The organism is Sporosarcina sp. E16_8 (assembly GCF_017347095.1).
Taxonomy (GTDB): domain Bacteria; phylum Bacillota; class Bacilli; order Bacillales_A; family Planococcaceae; genus Sporosarcina.
The window spans coordinates 1-822 of the sequence record NZ_JADPRZ010000122.1 but is presented as its reverse complement, the minus strand read 5'-3'; the positions used below and the strand labels follow the sequence as shown (position 1 = coordinate 822).

Here is an 822-nt window from a genome sequence, read left to right as displayed (position 1 = left end):
TATCCAATATACTTATAAAAAATGACGTTAGTGAAGATCCTCCTCATCTCCCTTTAAAGGGATGGGGATTTTCTTTCACCAACGTCATTTATTGTACAACCTATTAATTTAAGTATACTAGAAAAAATTTTATAAACAAATTAAAAAGTAGCATTACAAGTTCGTTAAGAACTTGTAATGCTACTTTTATGTATGACCCCTACGGGATTCGAACCCGTGATACCGCCGTGAAAGGGCGGTGTCTTAACCGCTTGACCAAGGGGCCAAATTATATATGGCGGAGAAGGAGGGATTCGAACCCTCGCACCGCTTTCGCGATCTATACCCTTAGCAGGGGCACCTCTTGAGCCGCTTGAGTACTTCCCCATATATAAATGGCTCCGCAGGTAGGACTCGAACCTACGACCGATCGGTTAACAGCCGATTGCTCTACCACTGAGCTACTGCGGAATGGTGGGCCTAAGTGGACTCGAACCACCGACCTCACGCTTATCAGGCGTGCGCTCTAACCAGCTGAGCTATAGGCCCTTTTTGGAGCGAGTGAAGGGAATCGAACCCTCATCATCAGCTTGGAAGGCTGAGGTTTTACCACTAAACTACACTCGCATAATAATGGTGGCTCAGGACGGAATCGAACCGCCGACACAAGGATTTTCAGTCCTTTGCTCTACCGACTGAGCTACTGAGCCACATATTTGATTTACATTAAGCTGTTAACTTATTCTAAATCTCATAGTATTAATAAAAATGGCGGTCCCGACCGGGATCGAACCGGCGATCTCCTGCGTGACAGGCAGGCATGTTAACCGCTACACCACGGGA

At 46.1% G+C, this 822-nt stretch carries 6 tRNA genes; all 6 read right to left on the bottom strand.

The features are described 5' to 3' along the window. Positions 1-193: 193 nt before the first annotated feature. Positions 194-265: transfer RNA gene (locus tag I2484_RS21135), tRNA-Glu, on the bottom strand. Between the two features lie 10 nt (positions 266-275). Beyond that, positions 276-366, bottom strand: a tRNA-Ser gene (locus I2484_RS21130). Between the two features lie 9 nt (positions 367-375). Beyond that, positions 376-450 (bottom strand) — tRNA-Asn (locus tag I2484_RS21125). A 1-nt stretch (position 451) separates the two neighbouring features. Continuing rightward, positions 452-528: transfer RNA gene (locus tag I2484_RS21120), tRNA-Ile, on the bottom strand. A 4-nt stretch (positions 529-532) separates the two neighbouring features. Next, positions 533-606: transfer RNA gene (locus tag I2484_RS21115), tRNA-Gly, on the bottom strand. 7 nt (positions 607-613) lie between these two features. Beyond that, a tRNA-Phe gene (locus I2484_RS21110) sits at positions 614-689 on the bottom strand. Positions 690-822 lie beyond the last annotated feature (133 nt).